Origin of the sequence: Anaeromyxobacter soli, assembly GCF_022808855.1 — a bacterium.
Classification (GTDB): domain Bacteria; phylum Myxococcota; class Myxococcia; order Myxococcales; family Anaeromyxobacteraceae; genus Anaeromyxobacter; species Anaeromyxobacter soli.
The window spans coordinates 59233-81869 of the sequence record NZ_JAKZLF010000019.1 but is presented as its reverse complement, the minus strand read 5'-3'; the positions used below and the strand labels follow the sequence as shown (position 1 = coordinate 81869).

General features: G+C 71.4%; 20 protein-coding genes. 11 read left to right on the top strand and 9 right to left on the bottom strand.

From position 1 onward, the window contains the following. Positions 1–33: 33 nt before the first annotated feature. Positions 34–891, top strand: a complete 858-nt coding sequence (locus MLV88_RS14240) for a UbiA family prenyltransferase (RefSeq protein ID WP_243337790.1) — start codon at positions 34–36, stop codon at positions 889–891. A 23-nt stretch (positions 892–914) separates the two neighbouring features. Further along, complete coding sequence (locus tag MLV88_RS14235) at positions 915–1610, top strand: class I SAM-dependent methyltransferase (protein WP_243337789.1); 696 nt, start codon at positions 915–917, stop codon at positions 1608–1610. A 27-nt stretch (positions 1611–1637) separates the two neighbouring features. Here the strand turns inward: MLV88_RS14235 and MLV88_RS14230 are convergent, their stop codons facing one another. From MLV88_RS14230 to MLV88_RS14215, 4 genes are read right to left on the bottom strand one after another with little or no spacing between them, the layout of a single operon-like run. Continuing rightward, positions 1638–3320: a hypothetical protein gene (locus MLV88_RS14230; protein WP_243337788.1), complete on the bottom strand. Its 1683-nt coding sequence runs from the start codon at positions 3318–3320 to the stop codon at positions 1638–1640. Then, complete coding sequence (locus MLV88_RS14225; protein WP_243337787.1) at positions 3317–4633, bottom strand: UDP-glucose dehydrogenase family protein; 1317 nt, start codon at positions 4631–4633, stop codon at positions 3317–3319. Before MLV88_RS14225 ends, MLV88_RS14230 begins: the two co-directional genes overlap by 4 nt. 50 nt (positions 4634–4683) lie before the next feature. After that, on the bottom strand, positions 4684–6090 hold the full coding sequence (locus MLV88_RS14220; protein WP_243337782.1) for a hypothetical protein: 1407 nt from the start codon (positions 6088–6090) through the stop codon (positions 4684–4686). A gap of 26 nt (positions 6091–6116) precedes the next feature. After that, on the bottom strand, positions 6117–7040 hold the full coding sequence (locus MLV88_RS14215; protein ID WP_243337780.1) for a nucleotidyltransferase family protein: 924 nt from the start codon (positions 7038–7040) through the stop codon (positions 6117–6119). A 118-nt stretch (positions 7041–7158) separates the two neighbouring features. On the opposite strand from MLV88_RS14215, the gene MLV88_RS14210 reads away from it, so the two are divergent. Next, positions 7159–8415 carry a baeRF10 domain-containing protein gene (locus tag MLV88_RS14210; RefSeq protein ID WP_242335639.1) on the top strand — a complete coding sequence of 419 codons (1257 nt, stop codon included), beginning with the start codon at positions 7159–7161 and terminating at the stop codon, positions 8413–8415. A 57-nt stretch (positions 8416–8472) separates the two neighbouring features. Here the strand turns inward: MLV88_RS14210 and MLV88_RS14205 are convergent, their stop codons facing one another. The 4 genes from MLV88_RS14205 to MLV88_RS14190 all read right to left on the bottom strand — a co-directional run bounded on the left by MLV88_RS14205 (position 8473) and on the right by MLV88_RS14190 (position 13231). Next, positions 8473–10032, bottom strand: a complete 1560-nt coding sequence (locus MLV88_RS14205; protein ID WP_243337779.1) for a glycosyltransferase — start codon at positions 10030–10032, stop codon at positions 8473–8475. A gap of 69 nt (positions 10033–10101) precedes the next feature. Next, positions 10102–11727, bottom strand: a complete 1626-nt coding sequence (locus MLV88_RS14200; protein ID WP_243337777.1) for a capsule assembly Wzi family protein — start codon at positions 11725–11727, stop codon at positions 10102–10104. Positions 11728–11779: 52 nt separating this feature from the next. Further along, positions 11780–12562, bottom strand: coding sequence for a glycosyltransferase family 25 protein (locus MLV88_RS14195; RefSeq protein WP_243337774.1), 783 nt, complete (start codon positions 12560–12562; stop codon positions 11780–11782). A 15-nt stretch (positions 12563–12577) separates the two neighbouring features. After that, positions 12578–13231, bottom strand: coding sequence for a hypothetical protein (locus tag MLV88_RS14190; protein ID WP_243337772.1), 654 nt, complete (start codon positions 13229–13231; stop codon positions 12578–12580). Between the two features lie 225 nt (positions 13232–13456). Between MLV88_RS14190 and MLV88_RS14185 the strand changes: the two genes are divergently transcribed. From MLV88_RS14185 to MLV88_RS14150, 8 genes are all read left to right on the top strand, one after another. After that, positions 13457–14233 carry a hypothetical protein gene (locus tag MLV88_RS14185; RefSeq protein WP_243337770.1) on the top strand — a complete coding sequence of 259 codons (777 nt, stop codon included), beginning with the start codon at positions 13457–13459 and terminating at the stop codon, positions 14231–14233. A gap of 25 nt (positions 14234–14258) precedes the next feature. Next, entirely contained in the window at positions 14259–15197 is a 939-nt protein-coding gene (locus tag MLV88_RS14180) for a glycoside hydrolase family 16 protein (RefSeq protein WP_243337769.1), read from the top strand. A gap of 255 nt (positions 15198–15452) precedes the next feature. After that, positions 15453–16340: a glucose-1-phosphate thymidylyltransferase RfbA gene (gene rfbA, locus MLV88_RS14175; protein ID WP_243337767.1), complete on the top strand. Its 888-nt coding sequence runs from the start codon at positions 15453–15455 to the stop codon at positions 16338–16340. Further along, the gene (gene rfbC / locus MLV88_RS14170; protein ID WP_243337764.1) at positions 16340–16888 is read left to right on the top strand and encodes a dTDP-4-dehydrorhamnose 3,5-epimerase; all 549 of its coding nucleotides are present in this window, start codon (positions 16340–16342) and stop codon (positions 16886–16888) included. Before rfbA ends, rfbC begins: the two co-directional genes overlap by 1 nt. Positions 16889–16903: 15 nt before the next feature. Next, positions 16904–17914, top strand: coding sequence for a dTDP-glucose 4,6-dehydratase (gene rfbB, locus MLV88_RS14165; protein WP_242360395.1), 1011 nt, complete (start codon positions 16904–16906; stop codon positions 17912–17914). After that, entirely contained in the window at positions 17914–18813 is a 900-nt protein-coding gene (locus tag MLV88_RS14160; protein WP_243337763.1) for an SDR family oxidoreductase, read from the top strand. Before rfbB ends, MLV88_RS14160 begins: the two co-directional genes overlap by 1 nt. A gap of 340 nt (positions 18814–19153) precedes the next feature. Further along, on the top strand, positions 19154–20728 hold the full coding sequence (locus MLV88_RS14155; RefSeq protein ID WP_243337761.1) for an SLBB domain-containing protein: 1575 nt from the start codon (positions 19154–19156) through the stop codon (positions 20726–20728). An 8-nt stretch (positions 20729–20736) separates the two neighbouring features. Next, positions 20737–21945, top strand: a complete 1209-nt coding sequence (locus MLV88_RS14150) for a GumC family protein (RefSeq protein ID WP_243337759.1) — start codon at positions 20737–20739, stop codon at positions 21943–21945. A gap of 56 nt (positions 21946–22001) precedes the next feature. Here MLV88_RS14150 and MLV88_RS14145 read toward each other — a convergent pair whose 3' ends face one another. Further along, on the bottom strand, positions 22002–22589 hold the full coding sequence (locus MLV88_RS14145; protein ID WP_243337757.1) for a sugar transferase: 588 nt from the start codon (positions 22587–22589) through the stop codon (positions 22002–22004). Positions 22590–22637: the final 48 nt, after the last annotated feature.

Genomic DNA, 22637 nt, shown 5'->3' with positions numbered 1-22637 from the left:
GCGGCCGAGGCGCGGGGCGGGATTGCACGCACCGTGATCGAGATCTTACGGGCGCTGCGGCTGCACCAGTGGGCGAAGAACGTCCTCGTGTTCCTCCCCCTCGTGGCGGCCCACCGGCTGCGGGAGCCGGAGGAGGTGCTCCGCGCCGCGCTCGCCTTCGTCGCGTTCGGGCTCGTCGCCTCGGGCGTCTACGTCACGAACGACCTGCGCGACGTCGAGGCGGATCGGTTGCACCCGCACAAGCGCCTGCGGCCGTTCGCCTCCGGGGCGCTGTCGGCCCGCGTGGGCGCCGCGCTCGCGCCGCTCCTGTTCGTCGCGGCCTGGACCGTGGCAGTCCCGCTCCCCCTCGCTTTCAGCCTGCTCGTGGCGGGCTACCTCACCGCGGCGCTGGCGTACTCGTTCGGCCTCAAGCGCCAGCCCATCGCGGACGTGCTCGTGCTCGCGATCCTGTACACGACCCGGATCTTCGCGGGCGCTGCGGCCACCGGGATCGTGGTGTCGGAGTGGCTCGCGACGTTCTCGATGTTCCTGTTCCTATCCCTCGCCTTCCTGAAGCGCGCGAGCGAGCTCGTCTCGAGCGACGACACGCTCCCCGGGCGCGGCTACCAGCGCGTCGACCGGGAGATGGTGTTCACGATGGGAATCGGGAGCGGCTATCTCTCCGTGCTCGTCCTCGCGCTGTACGTCTCGAGTCCGGACGTGCGCCACGTCTACAGCCACCCCCACGTGCTGTGGGCCCTCTGCCCGCTCCTGCTCTACTGGCTCTCGCGGCTCTGGTTGCTCGTGCGGCGGGGCGAGATGCACCACGACCCCCTCGTCTTCGCCATGCGGGATCTCCCGAGCTACGGCGTCGCCGGGGCGTCCGCCCTCGTGATCCTCATCGCCTCCTGACCTCACCTCCGAAGGGAGGAGCCATGCCCGAGCCGCTCGGCCAGCCCACGCCAAGGAGCACCCCCTCGCCGGCCGCGCGCGGCGCGCCCGACCCGCGGCGGCGCATCGCCGCCGCCTACCCGGGCGGCGCGGGCCTGTACGCGAGGCTCCGCTTCCTCATCATCCGCGAGAACATCCTCGCACCCATGGACGCGCTCCTCCCAGCCCGCGGGCGCATCCTCGAGGTCGGCTGCGGCTTCGGGCTCTTCGCCGGCTACTTCGCCGCGCGCGGCGAAGGACGGGAGGTGCTCGGCGTGGACCGCGACGCGCGCCGGATCTCGCTCGCGTCGCGGATGTCCGAGGCGCTCGGCCTGCCGGCGCGGTTCGCCGTGAGCGACGTCCGCGCGCTGCCCCAGGCGGAGCGCTTCGACGGGGCTTACGCGCTGGACGTGCTGCACCACGTCCCCGCCGAGCACCATCTCGGCGTACTGCGAGACGTGCGGGACCGGCTCGCGCCGGGCGCCACCCTCCTCGTGAAGGAGATCGCGACCGCGCCGCGCCTCGGGCTCGCGTTCACCTGGGCGCTCGATCGCGTGATGGCGCCCCAGGACCAGCTCAGCTATCGCTCGCCCGAGGACTGGCTGGCGCTCCTCGCCGAGGCTGGGTTTCGCGCGAGCGCGCGGCGCATCCGAGACGTGCTGCCCTACCCACACGTGCTCATCGAGTGCGTGCGGGAGTGACGGACGGGCGGCGGTGCACGCCGCCGCTCAGCGGGCGTTGGCGGTCGACGCGCCGGCGGAACAGACGGTGTACTGCGGGTACGCCGGGTGGGTGACGGGCTCCGCGCAGCTCGGCGCGGCCGAGCGTTTGTGGAAGGCGATCCCGCGCTCGCGCAGCGAGGGCTCGAGCCCCTCGAACGGACCGAAATAGATCTCGAGCGGCTGCGGCATCCGCGCGAGGCTGTCGAGGTGCGCCGCGAGGACCGTGGTGCCGATCGTGCGGGCGCGGTGCTGGGACGCGAGCGTGAGGGCGCTCCCGGCCAGCGCGAGCGCGAGGCCCGCAGCGGCGAGGGCGCGCCGGCGAGCGCGCAGCGCGACGACCGCCGTGAGGATCGGGACGAGCCAGAGCTGCGGCACGTACCGCGCCCACCAGGCCTCGGGGTTCACGAGGACGCTCGCGACGAGCGCCGCTCCGACGAGCCAGGCGGGATCCCGCCGCGTCTCGGGCGCGCGCCAGAGGAGCAGGAGCGTCGTCGCGAGGGCGACGAGCAACGCGCCGCTGAAAAGCGGGCCGAAGCCGCCGACGCGCAGGTCGACCACACCGAGCCAGGCGAGCTCGCCCTCCACGACTCGGAACGGAGCCTTCGGGTGGACCTCCGCACCGTCACACGCGCCGAAGGTCGCGATCGCGAGGGCTGACAGGCGATCCCGCCCGCGCAGGGCGGACGGGGTGTTCGCGGTCATGAAATCGATCTTCCCCGGTCCCATGATCGGGAAGAACGGATGCCCGTGCTCGCGGGCGTTCGTCACGTAGGGCGCGTAGCCGACGAGGGCGACCGCGAGCGGGATCGCGACCGCGAGGGCCACGGCGTACCGCCGAACTCCCGGCGCGCGGGTGAGGAGGCCTATCGCGACGAACGCGAGAGCTGCCCCAACCGCGTACACCACGCCCGTGAACTTGAGGTTGGGGAGATACAGGGCTGCGCCAGCGAGGCCCGTCGCGGCGGCGAGGCGCAGCCCCGGGATCCCCACGAGGAGCATGGCGGCGAGGAGGATCGTGATGGTGGCCGCAAGCTGCCCGTCCACATAGAGCGAGAAGAGCTGCGCAACGGCTACCGGGTTCAGCGCCGCCGCTGCCGCGATCGCCAGCGATGTGAAGGGGCCGAGGCCCGCCCGCGCGCGCGCCGCCGCGAACACGAAGCAGAGCGCCGCCGCGATGAGCACGACGTTCATACCCTTCGCGGCCTGGAAGGGAATCCCGAGACGGTAGAGCGCCGCGGCGACCTCCCACGACGCCTTCGGATAGTGATCGATCCAGAACGCGAACCCTTCGCTTCGGAAGGGATCGCCGACCACGTGGAACGGGTTCCAGCCGCGGGCGAGGTCGTCGATGGCGGGCGCGTGGTAGGCGAGCCCGTCCCAGGACATGTCGAAGAAGCGGGAGGCGAGGGCGCACGACGCGGCCCACCCGAGGAGCGGCAGCGCGGCCACGAGCCACAGCGCGGCGCGCGAGCGGACGCCCGCGTCGCGGGCCGCCCACGTCGAGAGCGACGCCCCCGCCGCGAGCGCGATCACCGCGTGCGCAGGCCCGATGGGAACGCCGATCGCGAACCCGGCCGCCGCGAGCAGGATCATGACCGGAGCGGGCGCGAAGAGCCCCGCTCCGACGGCGGCAACGAGGGAGCCCGGCGCCGTCGCGCCGGCGCCTCGCGGCGCGGCCGTCGTCTTCATTGCAGCTCCGCCGCGTTCCGCCCCACCCCGTAGTACGTGAACCCCGCCGCCCGCATCTTCGCGGCGTCCCACACGTTCCGGCCGTCGAGGAGCACCGGCTGGCGCAGGAGCGCCTTCAGGCGGGCGAGGTCGGGCTGGCGGAACTCGTTCCATTCGGTGACGAGCATGAGCGCGTCGGCGCCCTCCGCCGCCGCGTAGGGCTCGTCGGCGAGCACGACACCGCGGCCGTCGAAGAGCCGCTCCGCCACCTCGGCGGCCACCGGATCGTGGGCGCGCACCCGGGCGCCCGCGCCGAGGAGCCCCTCCACCACCGAGATCGCCGGCGCCTCGCGCATGTCGTCGGTCTTGGGCTTGAAGGCGAGCCCCCACACCGCGATGGTCTTCCCGGCGAGCGAGCCGAAGTGCTTCGTGGCCTTCTCCACGAGCCAGCGCTTCTGGCGCTCGTTCACGCGCTCCACCGAGCGGAGCAGGTCGAAGTCGAGGCCCACGTGGCGGGCCATGGTCATGACGGCGCGCACGTCCTTCGGAAAGCAGGAGCCGCCGAAGCCCACGCCGGGGAAGAGGAACGGGTGGCCGATGCGGCGATCGGAGCCGATGCCGCGCCGCACCTGATCCACGTCGGCGCCGAGCCGCTCGCACAGCGCGGCCATCTCGTTCATGAAGGAGATGCGCGTCGCCAGCATGGCGTTCGCCGCGTACTTGGTGAGCTCGGCGGAGCGCAGGTCCATGAACAGCACCGGCTGCTCGGCGCGGACGAACGGCGCGTACAGCTCGGCCATCACCGCGCGGCCGCGCTCGGAGGCGACGCCCACGACCACGCGGTCGGGCCGCATGAAGTCCTCGATGGCGGCCCCCTCCTTGAGGAACTCGGGGTTCGAGACCACGTCGAACGGGTGCTGCGCGACGCGCCCCAGGGCCTCGGCGACCTTCTCCGCGCTGCCGACCGGCACGGTGCTCTTGTCCACCACCACGCACGGGCGGGTGAGGTGCCGGCCGATGTCCTCGGCCGCGGAGAGCACGTACTGGAGGTCCGCCTCGCCGTTCTCGCCGGGCGGGGTGCCCACCGCGATGAATGCGACCTCCGCGCCCCCGATGGCCTCGGCGTAGGAGGTCGTGAAGGTGAGCCGCCGCTCCTTCACGTTGCGGCGGACGAGCTCCTCGAGGCCGGGCTCGTAGATCGGGATCCCGCCGGCGCGCAGCGTCTCGATCTTGCGCGCGTCCACGTCGAGGCAGACGACGGTGTGGCCGGTCTCGGCGAAGCAGGTGCCGGTGACGAGGCCGACGTAGCCCGTGCCGACGACAGCGATCCGCATGTGTGCTCCCCCAGGAAAAAGCGCCCGGAGGGTAGCACGGAGCGGCCGGCTCAACGAGCGGCGGTGCGAGCGTGCGCCGGCGCGGCGCCGCCCGCTTCCGGGGGCGCCCTGCGCAGCGCATGCGCCGCGGCGGCGGCGAGCCAGGCGGCGGCGAGCGAGAGCGCGAGCACGTTCGCGTAGTTCCCCACGAGCACGTGCTTCTGCGTCTCGACGAGCCCGTCGGCGAGCGAGACCGGGTACTGCAGGACGCCGAAGAGCGCGAGGAGCCCCGCCGGGCGCGCCGCGCCGGAGCGCCGCGCTGACGCGAGGAGCGGCGAGGCGGCCGCGAGGAGCGAGAGCGCGAGCACGGCCCGCCCGAGCCGGTGGAAGACGCCGGTCCAGAAGCGGAACGGGAACAGCTCGGCGTAGGACGCGAGGCCCGGCGCGCGCTTCGAGAGGTAGGCGAGGTCCACGTCGGCGCCCTTCGCCACCGCGCGGGCGACGAGCGCGGCGGCGGCGCGCGGGTGCGTCGCGAGGAGGCCTGCGGCGGCGGCGAGCGAGCCGGGCGCGCGCTCGAGGCAGGCCGGCCCCTCGGGCCGCACGTAGGCTCGCACGCCGATGCAGTCGCGATCGACCGGCGCCCCGCGCACACGCACCTCGGCGAGCTCCGCGTCGGAGAGCGGGAGGAGCGCGCCGTAGTAGAGCGCCTGGTAGGCGTTGAGCCGCGTCGTGGCGCGGTTCACGAGGGGCGGGACGACGGCGACGGCCTGGGCGAGGAGGAGGGCCGCGACCGCCAGCGCGCGAGTGGCCGCCGTCCGCGCACTGAGCGCGTCCCACAGGAAGGGCGCCGCGAGGAGCGGCAGGTAGAAGAAGGCGGGCTTCGCCGCCCCCACGAGCGCGGCCACGGCGAGCGCGGCGAGCGCGTCCCAGCGCGATCGCTCCCGCGCCGCGCGCCACGTGAGGAGCGCGAGGAGCGGCAGGAACACGATCGCGACCTGGTCCTCGAAGGCGCTGTTCAGGAACGCGACGAAGCTCGTCTCGAGCGCGACGAGGCCGAGCAGGAGGGCGAGCACCACCCCCGCGGCGGGCGCCTCGGCGGCGGCGGCAGCGACGAGCGCGACGACGCCCGCGACGAGCAGCGCGCGGAGCGGCAGGGAGCCGACGACGAACGAGTACTCGCGGTCGCGCGTGACGAGCCCGTCGAGGGCCACCTGCGCCGCGAGGATGGGCTTGTAGGACGAGGCCGTCATGCCCGGGTGGACCCGCGGCGCGTCCGGGGCGAGCTCCCAGCGGTCGTGCCACTCGCCGAGGATGCGGCGCTCGCGCTCGGGGGTGTCGTAGGGCGGCCAGTTCGTCGCGAACCCGACCGGCTTCTCGAGGAGGAAGTAGGTCGAGCGATCGAAGTCGCCGTTGTCCGCGAGCCCGGTGCCGAGGTGGAGGAGCGAGAGCGCCGCGAGGGCGGCCGCGTAGGCCCCCACGCCGACGCGTCTCGCTCGCTCCGGGGTCACGGCGCGACCACGAGCCTCGCCGCGGCATCCACGCCGCGCAGGTGGCGGAGCTGGGCCGGGTCCTTCGCCGCCTCCACCACCCGCTCGACGGCGAGCCGCTCGGCGACGCCGAGCGCCGGGCGCACCCGCGCCGCCGCGTCCGCGATCTCGGGGTAGAAGTGCGCGGCGAGCTGGCTCGAGCCGAAGAGCGCGCGCGACAGCCGCAGGTCCGCGGCGCGGGCGTGGAGGTAGCGGACGTCGAGCTCGAGGCGGAGCAGCTCGCGCACGTCCACGAAGGTGATGAGCGGCGCGAAGAGTCCCAGGCCCGCCTGCTCCGCGACCGTCGCGAGGAGCGCGTCCTCGGCCGACGGCCGGGCGGCCCCCGGGCCAAACGCCCGGTGCGGCCGGCCGCGCTCGAAGAGTGGCCCCTCCGCCGGGCCACCGGGCCACAGGGCGTCCTGCACGGCGATGGTGATGCGCTCGTCTGCGAGCACCGCCGTGCGGCCCTCGTGCTCGGTGCGCTCCACGTGGAGCGCAGGCACCCGGGAGACGAGCTGCTCGCGGTCGGCCGGCCGCATCGCGATGCGTACCTCGCCCACCGGGCGGAACGCCATGTGCGGGTAGAGCCAGTCCACGTAGGCGGCCGCGTCGAGCAGCACGACCGGCAGCTCCGGCGCCTCGCGCAGCGCGTTGCGCAGGGAGACGAGCTTCAGGACGTTGTCGTTCACGACCCCCTGGTAGTTGCCGAGCAGGCGCTCGCGGAACGCCTCCGGCAGGCCTGCGCCGAGCCGCGTCGTCTCGAGCTGGTACGAGGCGAGCGGCCCGAGGCCGTGCGCCTCGAGGACGTCGCCGAGGAGCGAGAAATCCGCGTCGGGCAGCGCCCGCGGGGGGGTGAAGTCGGTGAGCGCGCGCAGGGCGTCGAGCAGGGCCACGGCCGCCATCTAACCCGTCCGGCGCGGCGCGGCAATCGGCCAATCGAGAGGCGCAGAGCCCCGCCGACGACTCGACGCGCGCGGGGCCCGTGGGCATGTCCACGTTGTGGTGACAAGGGAGGAAGGAATGATCGAGCTCGACGGAACGCTCTCCGAGCTCGCCCGCTACAAGAGCGGCAGCGAGCCCATCGTCAGCCTGTACCTCGACATCCGTTGGAAGGACGAGCAGCAGCGCGAACGCGTCCGGCTGTTCGTGCAGGAGCGAATCCGGCAGACCCTCGCGCACTACCTACCGGAGAGCCCGGGCCGCGCGGGGCTCGAGAAGAACCTGAGGCGGATCCAGGAGCAGGTGAACGGCCTGCTCGGCCAGGAGTACGAGGAGAACAAGAACGGGCTCGCGCTGTTCGCGTGCGACGCGCTCGGCCTGTGGCAGCCGCACTTCTTCCGGCGGTCGTTCGAGAACGCGCTCACCACCGACGCCATCCCGCACCTCACCCAGCTCGCGCGGCTCCAGGACGACGTCGCGCCGGCCATCGTGGTCGCGCCGAGCCAGGAGGGCGCGGACATCTACCACGTGTCCCTCGGCGATCTCGCCGTCGAGGCGAACCTGCGCGGCTTCGTCCCGCGCCGCGAGCGCGACAACTTCAACGCGGGCGGCTCCGGGCGGCCGCGGGCGCAGTACGAGCGGGAGACGAAGGAGGTCCGCCACCACGAGAACTACGTCCAGAAGAACCGGCGCGCCGCGGCGGCGGAGGTGACCGCCTTCTACGACCAGCACCGGCAGGCCTATGTCGTGCTCGTCGGCACCGCCGAGACGCTGGCCGCCTTCGAGCGCGAGCTTCCGGAGCGGCTCAAGGAGCGCATCATCGCGCGGCTCCCGCGGCCGCGGGACTGGGAGTCCGGGGACGGGATGCGGCGCGACGGCATCGTGAAGGGCGCCGTGAAGGCGCTCGCCGAGCGGGAGAAGCTGGACGAGCACGACGCCATCGAGCAGGTGGTGGCCCAGTCGCTCCGCGGCGCGCTCGGCGTGCTCGGCCCGAGCGACGTGGTCGAGGCGCTGAACCAGGGGCGCGTGCACCGGCTCGTCATCGAGGAGTGCTTCGACGGCACGGGCTGGCGCTGCGAGAACTGCCTCGCCATCGGCGCGAACGCGGAGTCGGCGGAGTCCTGCCCCTACTGCGGCGGAGAGCTCCACGCGGTGCGCGACCTCGGCGAGGCGATCGTGGCGCGCGCGCTCCTCGACGGCGCCGCCGTGGAGGTGGTCGCCCACGCGAACAAGCTCCACAGCTACCGGGGCGTGGGCGCGTTCCTCCGTCAGACCGCGCAGACCGGGCTCCGCGGCGCGAGCCCGCCCTACCCGAGCGCGCCGGGGGCGAGCCAGTAAGGAGGCCCGCGGATCGTCACGCGCCCCGCTCGCCCTCCGGCGCGGGCGGGGCGCGCCTCACCCCACGTCGAGCGAGGGCGGCACCGGCTCGAGCGCCTCCTGCGGGAACTGCGGCTCCGCGGCGCGCCCGGCGCGCGCCGGCTCGAGGACCGCGATGAGCGACAGGGCCGGCAGCGGCAGCACCCGGTCCACGAGCCGGAAGAGCGGCGTGAGGAGGTTCAGGGCGACGATCTGCAGGAGCCCGAAGGAGCGGCGCTTGAGGAGCTTGCCGTTGAGCCACCACGCGGCGGTGCCCACGCGGTTGAAGCGCAGCACCTCCCTCACCTCGAAGCCGCTCTCGATTGCGAGCACCCGGAGCGACGCCTCGGTGTAGCGCCGCTTGTGGCCGAGCACCTCGTCGAGGGTGCCGAGCAGCTCCGGCCCCTGCGGCACGAGCACCACGGCGCGGCCGCGCTCGGAGAGCACCGCGCGGATGTTCTCGAGGGCACCCTTGTCGTCCTCCACGTGCTCGATGACGTTGAGGCACACCACCGTGTCGAAGCCGCCCTCGACCTTCGGGAACGAGCCGGCCGCGGTGACGTCGGTGAGGGCGACGTCGAGGTAGGGCCGGTCGGCGGTGAGGCTGCGCAGGGTCTGGAGATAGAGCGGGTTGATGTCCGAGGCGACGTAGCGGCTGCGGGGGATGAGCTGGCGGGTGAGGTTGCCCGTGCCGCTGCCGATCTCGAGGATGCGCTGGCCGCAGAACGGGCGGATGGTGTCGGCCATCCAGGCGTTGAAGCGCGGCGCGCGCGCGAGCCGCCCGAGGATCTGCGAGCCGTGGGCGTCCTTCGCGTAGATCTCGTCGGAGAGCCAGAAGCGCAGGATGGCGAACAGCGCCTTCAGGCCGTCGCGCCAGTTGATCTTCTTGCCTTCCTGGTAGGTGCGCCCCGAGTAGCTGATGGGCACCTCGAAGATGCGCGCCTCGCGCTTCGCGAGCTTGATGGTGAGCTCGGGCTCGAGGCGGAAGTCGTTCGAGCGCAGCGGCAGCGACTTGAGGAGCTCGGTGCGGACGGCCTTGTAGCAGGTCTCCATGTCCGTCAGGTTCACGTTCGTCACCCAGTTGGTGAGGAACGTGAGGAGCCGGTTACCGAGCTCGTGGCGGAAGAGCAGCGCGCGCCGCGCCTCGCCGCCCGCGAAGCGGGAGCCGAACACCGCGTCGGCCTGCTCCTCCACGAAGACCTTCACGATGCGGAGCAGGTCCTTCGGGTGGTACTCGAGGTCGGCGTCGTGGATGACCGAGAGCTCGCAGTCGGCGTCGGCGAGCGCGGTGCGGATGGCCGCGCCCTTCCCGCCGTTCACGACGTGCTCGAGGAACACCCACTCGATCCGCCCGGTGCGCCCGTGGCCGCGGAGCCGCACGCCCTCCGCGACGGGCCCGTTCTCGTGCCAGGCGATGCCGCGCTGCGCCGCGAACGCCGCGAGCGCGCCCGCCGTGCCGTCCTTGGAGGCGTCGTTCACCACGATGACCTGCACGCGCTCGAGGTGCGGCGAGGTCTCGAGGAGCTCGAGCCGCGCGAGCGAGGTCGCTACGAGGTGCTGCTCGTTGAAGACGGGGACGAGGACGGACAGGGACGTCATGACCGTCCGGTTCTACCAGACCCTGGCTGCCCCCGGAACGAGCGGGCGGGCGGACGCATCCGCAAAGGATCAAGGCCGGCGGCCGAGCGGCATCGCCAGCTGCACGCCGAGCCGGAGGTTCGGCTCGTTGCGGAGGAAGTCGCGGTCCCAGCGGTAAGTGGCCGCCGCCTCCCACGAGACGTCCACCGGCCCCGCGAAGAAGACCTGGCGCACCGCCGCGGTGACCTCCGTGTCGTGGGAGATCTCGCCGGGGTTGTTCGGGTCGATGACGAGCCAGAACACGGGCTCGTTCCGGCGCACCCGCTCGAGGTAGCCGCCGATGCGGCCGCGCTTGCCGAACACGTCGAGCGCCACCAGCTGCGAGTCTGCCCCCGGCCCGATCCACGCGCCGAGGAGCTGGCCCTGGTACGTGTAGGAGAGGTCGTTCCCGTGGATGTAGTAGACCGGCTGCCCCCGGCTGCTGGTGACCGGGCGGAACTCCTGCAGGTCGGTGTACTCGGCGTGGAAGCGCACCCAGCGCTCGCCGAGGCGCGCGACCTTCTGGAGGCCGAGCGTGTACGCCTGCGTGTGGTCCGGCTCGCGGATGAAGCCCGCCCACGAGTTCTCGTGATCCTCGCGGGCCCACTCTAAGTAGATCTCGAGCCCGCTCTCGGGGAACGCCCAGCGGCCGAACGCGGAGGCGAGCTGGTTGTCGCGCGGGTTGTCCCCCTGCGGGCCGCCGTACCAGGAGCTGAGGTTCTTCTTCTCGAAGCTCTGGAAGAACGGAAACCAGTCGCGGACGCGCAGGTCGTCCCACACCTGGAGCTGAACGCGCGCGAGGCCGAGCGACAGGCGCGGCAGCCAGCGCGGGGTGTAGTCCACCACGAGCGCGGTGAGGAGCGGGTGCGTCGGCGTCGTGACGTAGCGCGTGCGGTCGAGCCGCCCCCAGAGCACCTTCGCCTCCACCGTTCCGATCCAGATGTCGGCCGGGCGCGAGGTGCCGACGAAGGCGTGGGGGAACCCGGCGGCGGCCGAGGACATCACGATGGAGTTCCGGATGCCCGGCCCGAACCAGAGGTTCTCGGTCGAGACGCCGGCGGCGACGTTCCAGACGTCGAGCCTCAGGTAGCTCTGGCCGGGCGCCCAGAAGGTCGGGGTCCCCGCCCCGAAGCGCTGGGGATAGTCGATCGTGTCGCCGTACCAGGCGTTCTGGAAGCGGAGATCGCCGGTCTTGCCGTTCGGGACGAGCGTGAAGTCCCGGTTCTGCGAGACCGCGACCTCGGGGGCGAGCGCGAAGGAGAGCGGCCCGTAGCGTCCGGCGACGCCCACCGTGGCGAACGCCGAGACGCCGCGGCCCGCCCACAGGAGGCCGTCGTTCGCGCCCTCGGGGAAGCGGGAGTTGAACGTGCCCTCGAGCCGGGCGGGGAGCGCCGTGAGGAAGCGCTCGCCGTCCGCGGGCGCGGGCGCGACGTTCCAGGGGAGCGCGACGGCGGCGCAGGTCTCTTCCAGGCGGAACCCGCCGCGCCGGATGAGGCGCGGCTCGGGCGCGACCGCGCCGACCAGCTCGCCGACGCGGGCGAGGTCGTCGGCGGGGTCCCGGAACCCGTCCACCGCGAAGGTCGCGGCCGGCGTGCAGCGCGTGTCGTCGGCCGCTGGCGCGACGGCGGGGAGCGAGAGAGCGAGGACGAAGGCGAGGGCGAGCGGTCGGGAGCGCATGGAGGCGGCGCGACTCTACGCGAACGGATCGCGCGAAGGGAGAACCCTTTCCCTACCGCTGTGCCGTCGGTGGCCCCTCGAGGATGTACGAGGTGTCACCCCGCTGCCGGAACAGCTTCGGCTCGCTCACGTAGGCCTCGAGCTCCCCGCGCAGGACGAGCCGCCCGATGCCGGTGTCCACGTTCAGGACGACGGGCTGCTGCGAGGCGAGGAGCTTCCGGGCTGCGGAGCGGCTCAGCGCGTACGCGTGGGTGTGATCGTGGCGCCCGGCCCGGCGGAGGTTGTCCGAGTAGGGGCGCGGCAAGAGGTTCATCGCCTCGCGGGCGCTCCAGCGGATGAGGCCCAGGGCCCCGAGCGCGACGTAGGCGGCCTGGTCGAGCCGCCGCCGCGCCGTGACCGCCTCGCGCCCCTTGTAGCCGAGGTAGACGAGCTCGAACGTGGGAGGGAGCTGCTCCAGGACCGCCGGAGCGAGCCCGATGGCCTCGGGGATCGGCTCGGCGTCGTCCTCGAAGACGAGGACGCGCTCGTGCCCCTCGTCGAGCATCCTCCTCCAGATCCGCGCGTGGGAGAGGACGCAGGCGATGTGACCCAGCGTGATGCTGCGACCGTACCGGTGGGCGCGCCGCGCCGCGCGATCGTCGTAGACGCCGCGCGCCTCGAGGTCGGCGAGGTCGAGCTCGAGCTTGTCCTGCCCGTACACGAGCTCGTAGCGCAGCCCACCGAGCGAGCGCTCGATCGCCGGGTGGCGATCGGTCGCGCGCGGCAGCGTGAGGACGAAGATCCGATCGAAGTAGTCGTTCAGGGCTCGGTACGAGCGGTCGAGACCGGGATCCATGGGGGCGGCGCGATGTTATCGCACTCGCCGTCCGACCGGCAGGTCCGTCCGGATGAGGAGGCCGATCGAGGGCGCGCCCCGCGATCCGCCGTCCCAGGAGAACCGGTACCAGCTCGCCCGCAGCCCGAGGCCGGTGCGGGTCCGGGGCGCCACGATCCACTCCGCGTCGAGCACCACGCCGGGCGCCGGATCGAAGTGGAAGCGCGCATCCTCGAGGAACCCGCCGCCGCGCATGCGCGGCCACAGCAGCACCGAGGCGCCTGCCCCGAGCCGGAACGGCCCCGCGTAGGCGAGCTCCATGAGGTCCACGGGCACCGTAGTGAAGAGCGCGTCCCCGTTCGACGCGCGGAGCATGTCGAGCTTGAAGCCGGCGGCGAGACGGGTCGCGAGGCGGCCCTGCGAGAGCGGGAGGAAGCTCCAGCCCAGCGCGAAGGCGAAGCCGTCGTTGAGGTGCATCGTCGTGCGGGTATCGTCCGGGTACTGGATCGCGACCAGCCGCTCGAAGCCGAAGTCGCTGTGCAGCTCGAGCACGAAGCCGTGGTCGCTCGCGCGGGCCCGTTCGGGCGGGCGAACCGCGGGCGCGGCCTCGACCTCGGGGGTGGACCTCGGCACCCCCGGCGAGCCGAAAGGCTCCTGCCTGGCCGCGGCCTGCGCCGCGAGCAGCAACACGAAGGGTAAAGTTCGCAAGCGCGGTCCCAGCGCTCCAACGTCGAGCGTGCGAGCGCCGGGAGCAAGCCCGCGGACGGAGGTCCACGCGAGGCCACGGCGCATCCCCCGAGGGCGCGCCACGGCCAAACGAGCGTGCGCCTCTCCACTCGTGGCGAAGATCGGAGCGCCCCGCCGTGCCGCGGGCGCGCCCATTGCCGTCCGCCGGCCCACCGCTAGCTTCCGGAAGTGAGCTCGCGCTACGCCATCGTCGCGCTGGCGGTCGCCGTCGGCGCCGCTCCGCCGGAGGCGCGCGGGGGCGACGACGGCCTCGGCGAGCCGCCTCGAACGGTGGTCCCCGAGATGACGAGCGGCCCGGTGCAGGTGCTCCCGCCGGTGCTTCCCGGCCAGCACCTCAGCGGCACGGCGTTCCTCGGCTACCGCGGCATCGACCGGCAGACCACCGGCGCAATCGTGACGGCCGCCCCCTGGTGGAAGTCGTTCGTGCGCCTGGGCGCGGAGCTCACGCCGCGTTCCCGCGATGGCGACGTGCGGTTCCTGTGGGGGCTCGGGTTCGAGGACTGGCGGGACAACTCCTTCTTCCTGCACGTGCACGACTGGGGGCCGGTGCGCCCCGACGACTCGTTCACGCTCAAGGACGCCGAGGCGAGCCTCGGCTACAAGCTCCCGAGCCTGTGCGGGGGGCCGTTCTGCATCGCGCCGAGCGCGTTCGCCACCCTGCCGTTCCGCGGCGGCCCGTACCTCGGCGCGCGCACCACCTTGCTCGTGGCGCGGACCTGGTTCGCCACCGGCGGGCTCGGCTGGACCATCCCGGGCGCGCTGGAGGGCACGGCGACGCCGCCCGAGTGGCGCGTGTCGTTCGCGCTCGGACGCTGGGACTGGCGGCCGGGGGGGCTCTTCCTCACGTACCGGGACGAGATGCAGCTCGACCGCCTCCGCACCTGGGACACCACGGAGCGGAAGGGCAACGGGGTCGTCGCGGCGGGCGTCAACTGGTCGTACTAGGGCGGCTCGGCGGGGGGGGGAGACCATGCGCCACGAGATCCGGATCGTCGTCGCAGCCGCGCTCGCGCTCTCCGCGTGCGGGCTCCTCGAGCCGGAGGGGCCGCCGGCGAGGACGGCGGGGGAGCTCCCAGGAGGGACGACGCCGGACGTGCCGATCCCGCGGCCGCAGGACCCGAGCACCCCGCAGGATCCGAGCGCTCCCGGCGAACCGGTGCCCGACGCCCCGTTCGCCGGCTACACGCTCGCCTGGCGGGATGAGTTCTCCGGGTCCGCGGTCGATTCCGGCAAGTGGACCGTGAACAGTGGAAGGTGGAAGGGCGGCGTGAGAGGCCCGGAGGCGCTCGACGTGAGCGGTGGCATCCTCACGTTCATCACCTTCACCGACGACGCGGGCGTGCACCACGCCGGTCACATCACCACGCACGGCAAGTTCAAGGCGCGCTACGGCTACTACGAGACGCGGGCCCGGTTCGGAGACAGCTACGGCCAGTGGTGCTCGTTCTTCGTGTGGCCGGAGACTTACGGGAACCCAATCGGCGATCCCGGCGCCGCCGGCGTAGAGGTGGACATCTACGAGCACCGCGAGATCGACGGCAGCGGGTGGCGGATGCCCAACTACGTCCAGGTCGGCATCAACTGGGACGGCTTCGGGAGCGAGTGGAAGAAGAGCAACCGCACCGTCGCGCACCCCGATGGCGCGCCGCTCAAGGGCGAGTGGCACGACTACTCGGTGCTGTGGACCCCGGAGGGCTACACCTTCTACATCGACGAGAAGCCGGTGTTCCGGACGAGCGCGGCCGTGTCGAACATCGCGCAGGATCTGTATCTCACCTGCGAGGTGCTGGATCACAGCTGGGCAGGCGACGTCCCGGCGGGCGGCTACGGCTCGCGCGAGACGAGCACCACCAGGATGGAGATCGACTGGGTCCGGGTGTGGGTGCCGAGCGACGAGGCTGCGCGCTGACGCCGCGGCCGCCGGCGTCGCCACGCTGCCCCGCGGCGCGAGACGGCGCCAGCCTGCCGTGAGCGGAAGCGGACTCCGGCCGCGCTTGCGCCGGCCGCGCGGAGCGTCGTAGAAGATCGCGGACTCGCGGTCTTGGCCGGCGGACGGGCGTTCGAGCGCCTCGACGCTGCAAGCTGCAGGCGGGCCGCGGCTCCGACGGTTTCATCCTCGCGACGACGCGGGGCTGCTCCAACGCTCGGAGACGCGGCGGATCCCATGACGACCAGGCGCAAGGGCATCATCCTCGCTGGCGGCGCCGGAACCCGGCTCTATCCGGCCACGCTGTCCGTCTCGAAGCAGCTGTTGCCCGTCTACGACAAGCCGATGATCTACTACCCGCTCACGGCGCTGATGCTCGCCGGGATCCGGGAGGTGCTCGTCATCTCGACGCCGCAGGACACGCCGCGGTTCGCGGAGCTCCTCGGCGACGGCGGCGCCTGGGGCATGCACTTCGAGTACAAGGTCCAGCCGAGCCCGGACGGCCTCGCGCAGGCGTTCATCCTCGGAGCGGACTTCGTGCGGGATGGCCCGTCGGCGCTCGTGCTCGGCGACAACATCTTCTACGGCCACGAGCTGCAGCAGGTGCTGCGGACCGCGGACGAGCGGCGCGACGGGGCGACAGTCTTCGCCTACGCGGTGACCGACCCGGAGCGCTACGGCGTCGTGGAGTTCGACGAGAAGCGGCGGGCCGTCAGCATCGAGGAGAAGCCGGCACGGCCGAAGTCGCGCTACGCGGTCACGGGCCTCTATTTCTACGACGAGGAGGTCGTCGAGAAGGCGCGCACCGTGCGCCCCTCCGCGCGCGGCGAGCTGGAGATCACCGACCTCAACCGCCTGTACCTCGACGAGGGCAAGCTCGCGGTCGAGATCATGGGCCGAGGTTACGCCTGGCTCGACACCGGCACGCACGACTCGCTCCTCGACGCGGGGCAGTTCATCGCCACCATCGAGAAGCGCCAGGGGCTCAAGGTCGCCTGCCCGGAGGAGGTGGCCTGGCGGCAGGGATGGATCGACGACGCCCGGCTCGAGCGCTGCGCCGCGGCCCTGGGCAAGTCGAGCTACGGCCAGTACGTCTGCGGGCTCGTCGGCACGCGGGTCTTCTGATGAACGTCCGGCCCACCCGCATCCCGGACGTGCTGGTCCTCGAGCCGAAGGTGTTCGGGGACGCGCGGGGCTTCTTCTTCGAGAGCTTCAACCGCAAGGCCTTCGACGCCGCGGTCGGGCGGGCCGTCGAGTTCGTGCAGGACAACCACAGCCTGTCGGCGCGGAACGTCCTGCGCGGCCTGCACTACCAGCTCCCGCGCCCGCAGGGAAAGCTCGTGCGCGTGGTCCGCGGCGAGGTGCTCGACGTGGCGGTGGACCTCCGCCGCGGCTCGCCGACCTGCGGCAAGTGGGTGGGCGAGGTGCTCTCCGCCGAGAACAAGCGCCAGCTCTGGATCCCGGAGGGCTTCGCCCACGGGTTCCTCGTTCGCTCGACCGAGGCGGAGTTCCTCTACAAGACCACCGACTACTGGCACCCGGAGCACGAGCGCTGCATCCGCTGGGACGATCCGACCCTCGCCATCGACTGGCAGACCGGCGGCGACTCGCCCGTCGTCTCGGCGAAGGACGCGGCCGGGCTGCGCCTCGCCGACGCGCCGCTGTTCGACTGAGCTGGAGAATCAAGAATGAACGTCCTCCTCACCGGCGGCTCGGGCTTCATCGGCTCGAATCTGGTGCGCCTCCTCCTCGCCGAGCGGCCCGAGTGGCGCATCGTCAACCTCGACAAGCTCACCTACGCCGGGAACGCCGAGAACCTCGCCGACCTCGAGGGGAACCCGCGCTACCGCTTCGTGCGCGGCGACATCTGCAACGGCGAGCTCATCGCCGACGTCTTCCGGACGGAGAAGATCGAAGCGGTGCTGCACCTCGCGGCCGAGAGCCACGTCGATCGCTCGATCCTCTCCCCGTCCGTCTTCATCGAGACGAACGTGCGCGGCACTCAGGTGCTGCTCGAGGCGGCGCGCGAGCTCGGGGTGAAGCGCTTCGTCCACGTCTCCACCGACGAGGTGTACGGCTCGCTCGGGCCGACCGGCCTCTTCACCGAGAAGACGCCCCTCGATCCGTCCTCGCCGTACTCCGCCTCGAAGGCCTCGAGCGATCTCCTCGCGCTCGCCTACGCGCACACGTTCAAGCTGCCGGTGGTCGTCACGCGGTGCTCGAACAACTACGGGCCCTACCAGTTTCCCGAGAAGCTCATCCCGCTCATGATCGCGAACGCGCTCCGCGACCTGCCCCTGCCCGTGTACGGCGACGGCATGAACGTGCGCGACTGGATCCACGTCGAGGACCACTGTCGCGGCCTCCTCGCCGCGCTGGAGCAGGGCGAGAGCGGGCAGGTCTACAACTTCGGGGCGTCGAGCGAGCGCCACAACATCGACATCGTGAAGCAGGTGCTCCGCCTCGTCGGCAAGCCCGAGTCGCTCATCAGGTACGTGACGGATCGGCCCGGCCATGACCGCCGCTACGCCATCGACTCCACCAAGGCGCGGACCCAGCTCGGCTGGGCGCCGCGGCACGCGTTCGAGGACGCGCTCGCCGCGACCGTGCGCTGGTACGTGGAGCGCCGGCCGTGGTGGGAGCGGATCATCTCCGGCGAATACCTGAAGTACTACGAGAAGCAGTACGGAGGCCGGTAGTGCGCGTCGCGGTCACCGGGGCGAACGGGCTGCTCGGCGGCGAGGCCGTGGCAGCGCTCGCTGCGAGCGGTCACGAGGTGCTCGCCATCGGCCGCGGGCCATGTCGGCTGCCGCCTGGCGCGTACCGCTGGGCCGAGGCCGACCTCGGCGACGGCGCGTCGGTCGAGCGGGTCCTCCGCGAGTTCGGTGCCGAGGCGGTACTTCACGCGGGAGCCGCGACCGACGTGGACGCCTGTGAGCGCGACCCGGAGCTCGCCTGGCGCGTGAACGTCGGCGGCAGCGAGCAGGTGGCCCGCGCCTGCCGCGCCCTGGGCGCGCGGCTCGTGGCGGTCTCTACCGACTACGTCTTCGACGGCACCGCCGGCCCGTACTCCGAGGACGACGTGCCGAACCCGCGCGGCGTCTACGCGCGCACGAAGCGCTGCGGCGAGGAGGCGGCGCTCGTGCTCGTGCCGGACTGCGCCGTGGGGCGCGTCGCAGTCGTGTACAGCGGTCGGCAGGGGGCGAAGGCCACCTTTGCGACGCAGGTGGTGGAGAAGCTCTCGCGCGGAGAAAAGGTCCACGCGTTCTCGGACCAGCTCGTCTCGACCACGCTCGCCGCGAACGGCGCGGCGATGTGCCTCGAGCTGCTGCTCGAGACGACCTACCGGGGCGTCCTGCACACGAGCGACGCCACCGTGCTCGATCGCGTGGAGTTCGCGCGGAGGGTGGCGACCGAGTTCGGTCTTTCGGGCGAGATCGTTCCGGTCAGGACCGCGGACGTGAAGCTCCTCGCCCCACGTCCCTTGCGCGGGGGCCTGCGCACGGAGCGCGCGGCGGCGCTGCTCCGGACGAAGCCCCTGCCAATCGATGAGGCGCTCCGCCGGTTCCGCGCGGAGTGGCAGCGGCGCGGCGCTTGACGGTCACGTGCAACTGGTCAGCGCGCGGGCGAGTTGCAGGTGGATCGGAGACCGCGCCGCCACCAGTTCATGGCTGTCGAGCCAAAGGTTCGGTCGTGCTCGCAGTCTGGACCGGAGGGACCCAGTGAGGTAACGTCCATCGTGCACTGGCCGTCCGAGCCGGGACCCGGAATGCCCCTAACGTTCTCTGCTCGGCTCGTGCCCACAAGGCGCGATCTTGACCCACTCGCGCACGTGCCCACGGGGCTCCGCCGCGCGGGCTCACCTCGGACGTGAAATGCTTCGTACGACTTTCGGTCGCGCGGTGGCTGTGCTGCTCTGCTGCCAGCCCGTCTTTTGGATGAGCAACGTCGCGCTCGCGCAGACGTTGCAGTCACCCGGAACGTTCCCCACGACGCCCGGCGAAACCGCGCCCGGAAGCGCGTCCCCGTATCAGCCGCCGTTCACGGTTCCTGACCTGGATCGCGAGCGGGATCACACCCGCGACGGATCCGAAATGGTTGCCCCACGGGACCAGACAGGGATGGGGGTCTCGGGCATCGACCGCTCGCTCGCCGCCAGGGTTCCTGCGATCGACGCGCCGTTGGATCCCGACGCGTACGTGTGCGGCCCCGGGGACATCCTCGAGCTGAACTTCTGGGGCGTCCAGAACTTCAAGCTGCGCGTGACCGTGGATCTGGAAGGCCGCGCGTTCGTCCCTAAGACAGGCTTTCTCGATCTCGGCGGGAAGACCCTGTCTCAGGCGCGGCGGATCATGCGTGACTCCGTGGCGCGCTTCTACCCGCGGCTAAGCTTCGACGTTACGCTCGCCGAGCCGCGGACGTTCCTCGTGCAGGTTGTCGACGACGTGAAGCGACCGGGTTCATACCCTGCTCGCGCGCTCGATCGCGTCGCAAGCCTCATCGCACGCGCGGGTGGCTTCGGGCCGAACGCCTCGAGGCGCCGCATCGAGATCCGGCGGCGAGACGGCAAGGAGCTCCGCGCCGACTTGCTGGTCTACTCGCTCACCGGCGACGTGGCGCAGAACCCGTATCTCCTCGACGGCGACGTGGTGCGCGTGCCGTTCGAGGAGCTTGCTGCGACGGTCGACGGCGCGGTCAATCGCCCAGGGCGCTACGAGCTGACGGGAAAGCGTGACCTCGCAGAGCTCGTCGAGCTCGCCGGTGGACTCGCGCCGACCGCGACCCAGCGCCTGCCGATCAGCCTAGTACGACGATCGAAGGAGGACCGCCAGGACCAGACGCTGCTTCCCTTCGGGGCGGACGGGTCCCTCCCGACCGCCACCATTCAGCACGAAGACAGCGTCAGGATTCCGGCGTTCGCGGACCTTCAGCGGTCCGTCATGATTATCGGCGCGATCGCCGGCGCTACCGCGCCGAACGATGCTACAGCGACGCGGCGCCTGCCGTTCGTCCAGGGCGATTCGGTCCGGACGCTCCTCGATCGCGTTGGCGGTGTCGGACCCCTCGCGGATCTCACCGGCGCCTACGTGCTGCGCAACGGGACGTCACTGCCCGTCAACCTCTACCAGCTCGTGATGGTCCGCGATCTGAGCGCGGACCGTCCCGTCGAGCTGGGCGACTCGCTCGTGGTGCCATTCAAGAGGCGGAGCATCCTCGTGGAGGGTGCTGTGTTCAAGGCCGGCGAGTACCCGTACAACCCGAACTTCGGGATCCAGCAGTACCTGTCGCTCGCGGGCGGCCGGAATCGGTTCGCGCAGGGCCTTTCCAGCGTACGCGTCGTGACGCCGAACGGTGAGACGAAGAAGTACGCATCGGACCTGAACGTGGAGCCGGGCTCATCGGTGATCGTACCGGAGCGCAACTTCTCGCGGTCGGAGGTCGTTCAGATCTTCCTCGGTGCCGCCGGAATTGTCTTGAGCGGTGTTGCCGTAGTCATCTCCGCAAGGAAGTGAGCTGGGCCATGTCACCGCTGGACCTTTCGTTCCTCAGAGATCGCGCCGTGCAGAAGCGTCTGGCGGCGTTCACCCTCGCTTTTGCGTTGGGCGGCGTGATCTACGCGGTCCTCGCACCGAAATGGTATCGGTCCGTTGCCACGGTCGTCCCGGCCAGGGGTCAACGGCAGGGAATCTCCAGCATGCTCGGCGCAGAGGTGGCAAGCCTCGCGGCGGGATTCGACTCTGCCGGCGGGGGCGCGGATGTGCCACGAATCGCAGCGGTGTTGCAGAGCGTTTCGGTGACCGATGCAGTCGTGGAAAAGTTCAATCTGCGCGACCGGTATGGGAAGAGGTATCAGGAGAACGCACGCGACGCCCTGTGGGAGCACTGCGACGTCAAGGCGCTGCCGAAGCCGAACCTCGTCCAGGTGTCGTGCGAGGACAAGGACCCCCGCTTCGTCCAGGAGATGCTCGCCTACCTTCTGAATTTCGCGAACCAGGTGTTTCGCCGCGTGAATGTCAGCTCGGCCTCGGAGGAGGTGAACTTCCTCGAGAAGAGAGTCGCTGAGCTACGTCAGCAGGCAGACGGTACGGCCACACGGATGCGTGAATTCCAGGAGAAGTACCAGATCGTGGATATAGAGACGCAGACGAAGGCGGTCGTGTCGGCGCTGGCGACGCTGCAGACGCAACGCATCAACAAGGAGCTGGAGCTCGACTACGCGCGGACGTTCTCGGCCGGTGACGAGGCGACACTTCAGCAGCTTCGGTCGCAGATCGCGGTCGTGAACGAGAAGCTTCGCGACCTCGAGCAGCCCGCGACCGAGGTCTCCGCTACGCCGGCGAACGCAAAATCGCGAGGCAAGACGTCGCGCGCTGGTGTGTTTCCGGCTGCACTCGACGTCCCGAAACTGCGTGCGGAGTTCGAGGCGATCTTCCGCGATCGCAAGGTGAGCGAGGCGACGCTGATATTCGCGCTGGAGCGGCTCGAGGCCGCCAAGGCGAACGAGGCCCGCGAGGTTTCCACCTTCCAGGTGCTCGACATGCCCACGTTACCCACACGCAAGGCGAGGCCACAACGGCTGCGCATCGTCGCGATGGCGACTCTCCTGGGGATCGCTGCGTCAATCGCCTGGGAGTGGGCGCGTCGAGGTGGGGTGGCCGAACTTCTCGGAATTGGCCCAGCGGCGCGTTCGGCTCGTTCGAGTCGCGATGGTACGTCACGAACTGCGTGACCGTCTCCCAGGCGATCCCCGCTGCCGCCATCGAGCGCCTTTCGAAGGGCGCTCGCCTAACGCAGAATGGCTGCGAACGTTCTGGCGAGGATGACGAAATCCGTTCGGAGCGACCGCTCGGCGAGGTATCTGCGGTAGAGCGCGATCTTCGCTGGCAGCACGATCCGGCAGTACTCCGCGTCCGGATCGCGGCTCGCTGCCAGGATCCGCTCCTCGTCGCGGTACTCGATCGCCGCGAGATCGGTGATGCCGGGTCTGACTTGGAGGATGTCGTCGTAGTCGCTCGCAAACATTCGGACGTAACGGTCGACCTCGGGGCGTGGGCCCACGAGGCTCATGTCGCCCACGAGCACGTTCCAGAGCTGTGGGAGCTCATCGATCTTCGTTCGCCGCAGCAGGCGCCCGACGCGTGTGACACGAGCGTCGCCTGCTACCGTCACGTCTCGACCGCTTGCGCCGTGCGTCATGGAGCGGAACTTGAGAAGGAGAAACTTCCGTCTGCCGCGGCCGATGCGCTCGTGCCGGAACAAAGCAGGGCCGGGGCTGTCCAGCTTGACGGCCACCGCTACGGCGACGAGAAGCGGCGAGAGCAGCGCAAGACCGATCAGCGACGCCGACACGTCGACGGCTCGCTTGGTGACCACATATGGTGTCACTAGAGATACTCCGCACGATCAGCTTATCGCGTTCCG